Genomic DNA, 9,082 nt, shown 5'->3' with positions numbered 1-9,082 from the left:
GGCGGTGCCTTCTCCGGCAAGGACCCGTCCAAGGTCGACCGCTCCGCGGCGTACGCGATGCGCTGGGTCGCCAAGAACGTCGTCGCCGCGGGCCTCGCCGCCCGTTGCGAGGTCCAGGTGGCGTACGCGATCGGCAAGGCCGAGCCCGTCGGCCTGTTCGTCGAGACCTTCGGCACCGCCAAGGTCGACACCGACCGGATCGAGAAGGCCATCGACGAGGTCTTCGATCTCCGCCCGGCCGCCATCATCCGCGACCTCGACCTCCTGCGCCCGATCTACGGCCAGACGGCCGCGTACGGCCACTTCGGCCGTGAACTTCCCGACTTCACCTGGGAGCGCACGGACCGCGTGGACGAACTGCGCAAGGCGGCGGGCCTGTAGCCCAGCGGTTCTTCGGTGGTCCGCCGAGGCCCGGTGTCCCTCTGGGGACGCCGGGCCTCGGCGCGTCGTACGACCTCCCCGGGCGAGGGCGGACCCCCGCCCCCGGCGTCGCGAAGGACCGTTCGAACGGTCTCGGGTGTCAGTGGGGTTTGGTAAGAATGCTGGTGTGAGCAGCGAGGACGGGACGAGGGGCGGCGGCTCGGCGGGCGACGCGGGGCCGGAGCAGCTCGCGCTGGTCCGGGAGGCGGTGCGCAAGGCCAAGGTGCCGAGGGCGAAGCCTCGGACGTGGCGGGGGGCGCCGCTGGCGAAGGAGTTGCCGGTCGCCCGGGTGCTGGTCGACAAGGGCGTGCTGCATCTCGACCGGTACTTCGACTATGCCGTGCCCGAGGAGTTGGACGCCGTCGCCCGGCCAGGGGTGCGGGTACGGGTGCGGTTCGGGGCCGGGGGCCGGAATGTCCGGGAAGGGCGGCGTGAGGGCGGCTCGCTGATCGACGGGTTTCTCGTCGAGCGGGTCGCCGAATCCGACTACGCGGGGCCGTTGGCCGCGCTCGCGCAGGTCGTATCGCCGGAGCCCGTGCTGGGGCCCGAGCTGCTGGGGCTGGCGCGGGCCGTGGCGGACCGGTACGCGGGAAGCCTGGCGGATGTGCTGCAGCTCGCCGTTCCGCCGAGGCACGCTCGGGCGGAGGCCGCGGAGATGGGCGAGGCCCCGCCCCCGCCCGCCGCGCCGGAGCCCGGGTCCTGGCGGAGGTACGGGCGGGGGGAGGGATTCCTGCGAGCCCTGGCCGGCGGGGGTGTGCCGCGGGCCGTGTGGACCGCGTTGCCCGGCCCGGAATGGGCGGATGAGATCGCGCGGGCCGTGCAGGCGACACTGTCCTCGGGGCGCGGGGCACTAGTCGTCGTACCAGCCGGGCGGCCCGCCGCTCGGGTGGACGAGGCGCTCAGGCGACTCCTCGGCGAGGGGCGGCACGCCCTGCTGACCGCCGACGCGGGGCAGGAGCGGCGGTACCGGGAGTGGCTGTCCGTGCGACGGGGGGTCGTGCGGGCCGTCGTGGGGACCCGGGCCGCCATGTTCGCGCCGGTGCGGGATCTCGGGCTCGTGGTGATCTGGGACGACGGCGACGCCAGCCACAGTGATGACAACGCTCCGTTTCCGCACGTGCGGGAGGTGCTGGAGCTGCGGGCCTCCCGGGACAAGTGCGGCTTTTTGCTCGGGAGTTGGAGCTGTACGGTCGAGGCCGCCCAGCTCGTCGAGAGCGCGTGGGCCGCGCCGATCGTCGCAGGGCGGGAGCAGGTACGGGCTGCCGCGCCGCTGGTGCGGACCGTGGGGGACGGGGATCTGGCGCGGGACGAGGCGGCTCGGGCGGCGCGCCTGCCCAGCCTTGCCTGGCAGATTGCCAGGGACGGACTGAAGGAAGGGCCCGTACTGGTGCAGGTGCCTCGGCGGGGCTATGTGCCCCGGATGGCCTGTGCACGGTGCCGGGAGCCCGCGCGGTGCCGGCACTGCGCGGGGCCGCTGGAGGCTCAGGAAAGTGCCGGGGCACTGGTGTGCGGGTGGTGCGGGCGCGAGGAGGCCGGCTGGCGCTGCCCCGAGTGCGGGGGTGACCGGCTGCGGGCGCAGGTCGTCGGCGCGCGCCGGACCGCCGAGGAACTGGGACGGGCCTTCCCCGCCGTGCCCGTACGGACCTCCGGGCGGGAGCACGTGCTGGACACCGTGCCGGGGACGCCCGCGCTGGTAGTGAGTACACCGGGGGCAGAGCCGGTCGCCGAGGGCGGGTACGCGGCCGCGTTGCTGCTCGACGGGTGGGCCATGCTCGGACGGCCCGATCTGCGGGCCGGGGAGGAAGCGCTGCGGCGCTGGATCGGTGCCGCGGCGCTCGTGCGGAGCCAGGGGGCCGGCGGGACGGTCGTCGTCGTGGCCGAGCCGACCCTGATGCCCGTGCAGGCGCTCGTGCGGTGGGATCCGGTGGGGCACGCCGTGCGCGAGCTCGCCGAGCGGGCCGAACTGGGGTTTCCGCCGGTGTCACGGATGGCCGCCGTGTCCGGGACCGGCCCGGCCGTGGCCGACTTCCTGCGGGCGGTCGAACTGCCGCCGGACGCGGAGGTGTTGGGGCCGGTGCCCGTGGCGGCGCCGGTCGCCGGGGCCGGGAGCGCGCCTGGTGCGGGAGCTGCCGCGGAGGCGGGGAGGGCGCGGCGGGCGGGGGCGCCGTCGGCGGGGGAGCAGTGGGAGCGGGCGTTGATCCGGGTTCCCCAGGGAAGCGGGGCGGCGTTGGCCGGTGCGTTGAAGACCGCGCAGGCGGCGCGGATGGCGCGGGGCGGGAGCGAGGGGGCGGCGCGGGTGCGGATTCGGGTGGATCCGTCGGACATCGGCTGAGGGCGGCTGTCTCGGGGCAGGGAACTGCCTCCCGGTGGGACACCGGGAGGCAGTCGGGGTCGGTCAGCCGTTGCGTGGGCCGGGGAAGGCCGTGGGTCTGGCCTCCTCGCGGAGGGTGGGGCTGCCCGCTGTCGGCTGGGTCGGCATGTGCGCGGGCATCTGTGCCGGCACCGAGCGGGCCGCGGGGACCGTGGGGAGGCCGGAGCCGACGTTGACGGTGCGGGCGCCCTGGGGCTCGCCCGTGCGTTCCGCCTCCGCCGCGGCCTGGGCGGCGGCGCGGCGTGCGCCGTAACGGCGGTGTACGGCCTGTTTGGTGACCCCGAGGGCCGAGCCCACCGCGTCCCATGAGAATCCGAGTGAGCGGTCGAAGTCCACAGCGGCCGTGACCAGGGTCTCGACGCTGTCCCGCAGCTCCTGGGCGAGACGGACGGTCGGGGCGGGGGCGCGTCCGTAGACGACGAAGCCCGTGGAGGGGCCGGAGCGCCGCGGGCGGTAGACGTTGCCCAGCTGGGCGGTGAGGGTGCGCAGTGCGTCCACCTGCCGGCGGACCCGCTCGATGTCCCGCACCAGCAAGTGCAGGCTGGCCCGAGCCTGGGCGTCGTGGGTTGCGTGGTCGGCCATGAACAAGCCTCTCGAACCGGCGTTGAAGAAGGGATGTGCCGCGATTGCGGCCCGTAGTGGTCAACTCTTTCTTGACCAACGCGAATTCGCTCCGCTGGTAACGGGGTGGGGGCGTGGGGGCATATGCGCGGGGCGCGTGGGTGGGGGTGCGCCCCCGTTGCCGCTGGGGTTTGGCGGGGGTCTCCCACCCGCGCACCGCTCGTGCGAGTCGGCTGACAGGTACGGGTCTCCCGTGGGGGTGCTTCGCCGTTGGCGGCCGCGGCCCCCGTCGGGCCCGGGGCGGCTGCGGGTTGTCGTTCGGGGGGCGCGGCCGTCGTGCGGTGTCGTCCGGCCTGGGGTGGGGGCGGTGGCGTCCGGCCTGGGGGGCGTGGTGCAGTCCGGCCTGGGGGTGTGGTGCAGTCCGGTCCGGGGTGGGGCGAGGAACATAGACTGGGGCGTTGTCCCGTGTTGGGTGCGTGGGGCGTTGGAGTTCTGTTCGAGAGGCCGTCAGTCATTCATGAAGCTTGTCTTCGCTGGTACCCCAGAGGTCGCTGTTCCCGCGTTGGACGCGTTGATCGTGTCGGGGAGGCATGAGGTGGCCGCTGTCGTCACGCGGCCGGACGCGCCGGCGGGGCGGGGGCGGCGGCTGGTCGCGAGCCCGGTGGCGCAGCGGGCGGAGGAGGCCGGCATCGAGGTGCTGAAGCCGCACCGGCCCAGGGACGAGGAGTTTCTCGCGCGGCTGCGGGAGATCGCGCCCGACTGCTGTCCTGTGGTCGCCTACGGCGCCCTGCTCCCTCGCGTCGCCCTCGACGTGCCCGCCCATGGGTGGGTCAATCTGCACTTCTCCCTGTTGCCCGCCTGGCGGGGCGCCGCACCCGTTCAGCACTCGATCATGGCCGGGGACGAGATCACCGGGGCGTCCACCTTCCTGATCGAGGAGGGGCTCGACTCGGGGCCCGTCTACGGGACGGTCACCGAGGAGATCCGGCCGACGGACACGAGTGGTGATCTGCTGACCAGGCTCGCCTTCGCGGGGTCGGGGCTGCTCGGCGCCACCATGGACGGCATCGAGGACGGTTCGTTGAAGGCCGTGCCCCAGCCCGCCGAGGGGATCACCCTCGCGCCGAAGATCACGGTCGAGGACGCCCGCATCGACTGGTCCACGCCCGCGTTGCGCGTCGACCGGGTCGTGCGGGGGTGCACCCCGGCTCCCGGGGCCTGGACCACGTTCCGTGGTGAGCGGTTGAAGCTCATCCAGGTCGTGCCGGTGCCCGAGCGGACCGATCTCGCCCCGGGCGCGCTCGACGTCGGCAAGAACAACCTGTACGCCGGCACCGGGTCGTACGCGGTGGAACTGCTCTGGGTGCAGGCGCAGGGCAAGAAGCCGATGCGGGCCGCCGACTGGGCGCGTGGGGTGCGGATCGCCTCCGGCGAGTCCGTCGGGAACTGACGCGGCCACTCCTGTCGTCAGGCACCCCTCCACGCAAGGCCCCCAGCCCCAAATCGTCGGCGCCGAAGCGGTCCGCCCGCGCCCGGGCCGCCGACGCCCGGCGCTCCGCCCCCGCGGCGTACGCTGGGGGTGGCATCTCGTCCCGTATCCGGAGCACATTTTTCGTGAGTGAGCAGTCCCGCCGTCCGCGCAAGCCGGGCAAGCCGTACCGTCGGCCCCAGAAGGACCCCGTCCGTATCCTCGCCTTCGAGGCGCTCAGGGCCGTGGATGAACGTGACGCGTACGCGAACCTCGTTCTGCCCCCGCTGCTGCGCAGGGCGCGGGAGAAGGAGGGGCCCGACAAGTTCGACGGGCGGGACGCGGCGCTGGCGACCGAGCTGGTGTACGGGACGCTGCGGCGACAGGGCTCGTACGACGCGGTCATCGCGGAGTGTGTGGACCGGCCGTTGCGTGAGGTCGATCCGCCGGTGCTGGATGTGCTGAGCCTCGGTGTGCACCAGTTGCTGGGGACACGGATCCCGACTCATGCGGCCGTGTCCGCCTCGGTCGATCTCGCGCGGGTCGTGCTCGGGGACGGGCGCGCCAAGTTCGTGAACGCCGTGCTCCGCAAGGTCGCGCAGCACGATCTCGACGGCTGGCTGGAGCGAGTGGCGCCGCCCTACGACGACGATCCGGAGGATCATCTCGCCGTCGTGCACTCACATCCCCGGTGGGTCGTCTCCGCGCTGTGGGACTCCCTCGGTGGTGGGCGTGCCGGGATCGAGGACTTGTTGGAGGCCGACAACGAGCGACCCGAGGTGACTCTCGTCGCCCGGCCTGGCAGGGCCACCACCGAGGAACTGCTCGCGGAGGAGTCCGCGGTGGCGGGGCGCTGGTCGCCGTACGCCGTGCGGCTCGCCGAGGGCGGTGAGCCGGGGGCGGTGGACGCCGTACGGGAAGGCCGCGCCGGTGTGCAGGACGAGGGCAGCCAGCTCGTGGCGCTCGCACTCGCCAACGCCCCGGTGGAGGGCCCCGACAGGGCGTGGCTCGACGGGTGTGCCGGGCCCGGCGGCAAGGCCGCGCTGCTCGCCGCCCTCGCAGCCGAGCGTGGGGCCGTGCTGCTCGCCTCCGAGAAGCAGCCGCACCGGGCCGGGCTGGTCGCGAAGGCGTTGGACGGCAACCCCGGGCCGTATCAGGTGATCGCCGCCGACGGGACCCGTCCGCCCTGGCGGCCGGGGGCGTTCGACCGGGTGCTGATGGACGTGCCCTGTACGGGGCTGGGAGCCCTGCGGCGGAGGCCCGAGGCCCGCTGGCGGCGGAGGCCCGAGGACCTGGAGGGGTTCGCGCCGCTGCAACGCGCGCTGCTGCGGACCGCGCTCGAGTCCGTACGGGTCGGTGGCGTCGTCGGCTACGCGACCTGCTCGCCGCACCTGGCCGAGACCCGCGCGGTCGTCGACGACGTGCTCAAGCAGTACGGCGACGCGGCGGAGCTGATCGACGCGCGACCCCTGCTGGAGGGCGTACCGGCGCTCGGTGAGGGCCCCGACGTACAGTTGTGGCCGCATCTGCACGGGACGGATGCCATGTATCTGGCCCTGATCCGGCGGGTCGCCTGAGGCTTGTCCCGCGATGGCCGAAAGCTGGCCGGCTCTGTGTCCGGCCCTCCGGGCCATCCAGCCGGGGTGGTGTCGTGCGGTGCGCGACGCAGGGCTTCGCGTGGTGACCGCCGTCCCTTGAACGGCGTGGTGCAAGACGGTCCGGACGCCGTGCTCTCAGCCAAGGCTTGAGAGGCGGGACGGCCCGTTCATGTGAACGTGCACAGTCCGTTCGGTCCTACGGGCTCATGGCACGGTGGCCGGTTGTCGGCGGTCCGGTGCGTTGTCGCGTGCCTGGTAGGCCAATGGCGTCCCTGACCTTGTGCTGCGCCTCAAGGCTGCTGGGCAGTCACGCCTGTGGCCGAAGGCCTGCCCCTGAGTTTCCAGGGATTGAGGCGCAGCGATTGACAGATGAGACGCCTATCGCGACGCTTTCTTTCGAAAGCGGTGTGGGAGCGTTCCCATTTTCTGTTTCTGGGGCGGGCTACGACCAGATCCCCATGCATGGCCCCCGCCGCCTCGGGTCCTTGTACCTCCGCATCAGTGGTGACGGGAGGCATCTCCATGAGTGGGTTCCGGATGGGTGGGTTCCGGCTGGTCGGCTCGGCCACGCCCGCCTCGGCGACTGGCGTGAGGAAGTCGTGCACACCAGCGCCGGCCACAGCCATCTGAGCATCTTCACCACCGATCACCACATCACCTACCCCGGGAGATGACGCTGTGAGAACCGCGAAGTTCGTCAGCCCTGCTCTCCTGCTCTCGGGGGTCATGGCGAGTTCGGTCGCGATGGCTCCCGGCTCGGCGTCCGCGAGCGACGCGGCGGCCGGAAACACCTACTACGTCGCCCCGAACGGACATGACGGCGCGGCGGGTACACAGGCCGCTCCGTGGGCATCGATCGCCCGCGCGCAGGCCGTTGCCCAAGCGGGTGACACGGTCTATATCCGGGGCGGAACGTACGCCTACACGCGGGCGAACAGTACCTGCTCCAGCCAGACCGCCAGAGTCGACGCGATCACCCTGAACAAGAGCGGCAGCTCGGGAAACCCGATCCGGTACTGGGCGCATCCGGGCGAGAAACCAGTCTTCGACTTCTCGCGCATGACGGACAACTGCCGCATCAAGGGCTTCAACGTCACCGGCAGCTGGCTCCACCTCAAAGGACTGGAAGTCACCGGCGTTCCCCAGAACAACAACCTGAACGCCGAGTCCTGGGGGATCTGGGTGTCAGGCAGCAACGACATCTTCGAGCAGATCGACACCCACCACCACATGGGGACCGGCCTGTTCATCAACGGCGGGGGCGGCAACCTCGTCCTCAACTCGGACGCGCACGACAACTACGACCCGCGCAGCAATGACGGGCCCGGCGAAAACGCCGATGGGTTCGGTTCGCACTACACGCCGGCCGGCCGGCCCGCGAACGTGTTCCGGGGCTGCCGCGCGTGGTGGAACGCCGATGACGGTTTCGACCTCATCTCCACCTACTCGCCCGTGATCATCGAGAACTCGTGGGCCTGGCGCAACGGGTACGTGCCGGGGACGACGACATCCTCCGGTAACGGGGCCGGGTTCAAGTCGGGGGGCTACGGAGGTGACTACGAGGCCAACGCGCCGAAACACACCGTCCGCTTCTCGGTGGCGTTCCTCAACAAGGCGGCCGGCTTCTACGCCAACCACCACCCGGTGGCCAACGACTTCTTCAACAACACGGGCTTCGGAAACCGCCCCAACTTCAACATGCTGGGGATCGACTCGCGCGGCGCGGCCGTCGGCCGGGGCAACCTGCGCAACAACATCGCCTACACCGGTACGGCGACGTCGAACATGACCGGCACGAACGCCGCGTACAACTCCTTCAACCTCGGCGTCCCCCTGTCGGACTCCCAGTTCCGGAGCGTGTCGACGTCCGGCTGGGACGCGCCCCGCCAGGCCGACGGAAGCCTGCCCGTACTGCCCCACCTCCGTCTCGCGGGGAACAGTGCCCTGATCGACAAGGGCACCGACGTGGGACTGCCCTTCAGCGGAAGTGCGCCGGATCTCGGCGCCTTTGAGAACGACGGAAGGTGACATCGTGAGGCAAGGATCGCGTGTCGTTTCGAAGTACTGGAAGGTGGCCGCCGCCGCGTTGCTGTCCGTGGCGTTAGCGGCACCGCTCTCGGAGAGCACCGCTGCCGCGCGGACACCTGCGGCGCGGGCACCGGTGACGGGGGCACCGGTGACGGGGGCACCGGCGGCGGGGGCACCGGTGACGGGGGCACCGGCGGCGGAGCTGCACGACCAGGGTGCCGTCGCCGAACCGGTGGGGGAGCGCGGCCTGAAGTACCTGGTGTCCGACTACCAGACCCGCACTCCGTCGAAGTACACGGCGGACTCCTGGGCCCCCTTCGCCAAGGCGTTGACCCACGCGGGCCGTGTCGCGGGCGACACATCGGCCTCCACGTCGGCCGTCGCCGACGCGAAGACGGCGCTGATGTCCGCCGCTGCCGATCTGGTGGCCGCTGACGAGGGCACGTTCCAGACCATCACGAACAACACCTTCTGGAACGACACCAGCGGCAACCCCATCTATTCGCAGGGCGGTGGGGTCTTCAGGTTCGGCGACACCTACTACTGGTACGGCGTGCACTACACCGGCGCCGAGCTCTACCGGGCCAATCCGACGAGGAAGTACGACGGGAACGTCAGCTTCGTCTCGATCCCCGT

At 72.0% G+C, this 9,082-nt stretch carries 6 protein-coding genes and 1 pseudogene; 6 read left to right on the top strand and 1 reads right to left on the bottom strand.

The annotated features are described in order from the left end of the window. On the top strand, window positions 1–381 hold a 381-nt coding region (locus tag ACFY9I_RS41960), incomplete at its 5' end, for a methionine adenosyltransferase domain-containing protein (RefSeq protein WP_391012655.1). Window positions 382–547: 166 nt separating this feature from the next. Further along, entirely contained in the window at window positions 548–2,752 is a 2,205-nt protein-coding gene (locus ACFY9I_RS41955; protein ID WP_391012652.1) for a primosomal protein N', read from the top strand. Window positions 2,753–2,815: 63 nt separating this feature from the next. On the opposite strand, the gene ACFY9I_RS41950 is transcribed toward ACFY9I_RS41955, so the two are convergent. Beyond that, window positions 2,816–3,373, bottom strand: a complete 558-nt coding sequence (locus ACFY9I_RS41950; protein WP_391012650.1) for a hypothetical protein — start codon at window positions 3,371–3,373, stop codon at window positions 2,816–2,818. Between the two features lie 496 nt (window positions 3,374–3,869). Here ACFY9I_RS41950 and fmt point away from each other — a divergent pair, with 496 nt between their 5' ends. From fmt to ACFY9I_RS41930, 4 genes and pseudogenes are all read left to right on the top strand, one after another. Next, window positions 3,870–4,802, top strand: coding sequence for a methionyl-tRNA formyltransferase (gene fmt, locus ACFY9I_RS41945; RefSeq protein ID WP_391012647.1), 933 nt, complete (start codon window positions 3,870–3,872; stop codon window positions 4,800–4,802). Between the two features lie 164 nt (window positions 4,803–4,966). After that, window positions 4,967–6,397: a transcription antitermination factor NusB gene (locus tag ACFY9I_RS41940; RefSeq protein WP_391012644.1), complete on the top strand. Its 1,431-nt coding sequence runs from the start codon at window positions 4,967–4,969 to the stop codon at window positions 6,395–6,397. A 699-nt stretch (window positions 6,398–7,096) separates the two neighbouring features. After that, on the top strand, window positions 7,097–8,446 hold the full coding sequence (locus ACFY9I_RS41935) for a right-handed parallel beta-helix repeat-containing protein (RefSeq protein ID WP_391012642.1): 1,350 nt from the start codon (window positions 7,097–7,099) through the stop codon (window positions 8,444–8,446). Between the two features lie 4 nt (window positions 8,447–8,450). Then, window positions 8,451–9,082, top strand: a pseudogene (locus ACFY9I_RS41930) (hypothetical protein); the annotation flags it as partial.

Source organism: Streptomyces sp. NPDC012510, assembly GCF_042955065.1.
GTDB lineage: Bacteria > Actinomycetota > Actinomycetes > Streptomycetales > Streptomycetaceae > Streptomyces.
The sequence above is the reverse complement of the archived record's forward strand: the minus strand, read 5'-3'. Positions and strand labels throughout refer to the sequence as shown.

What these genes read in the sequence shown, in the direction of transcription:
- ACFY9I_RS41950 (WP_391012650.1), bottom strand. Translation starts at nt 3,373, where the DNA reads ATGGCCGACCACGCAACCCACGACGCCCAGGCTCGGGCCAGCCTGCAC.
- fmt (WP_391012647.1), top strand. Translation starts at nt 3,870, where the DNA reads ATGAAGCTTGTCTTCGCTGGTACCCCAGAGGTCGCTGTTCCCGCGTTG.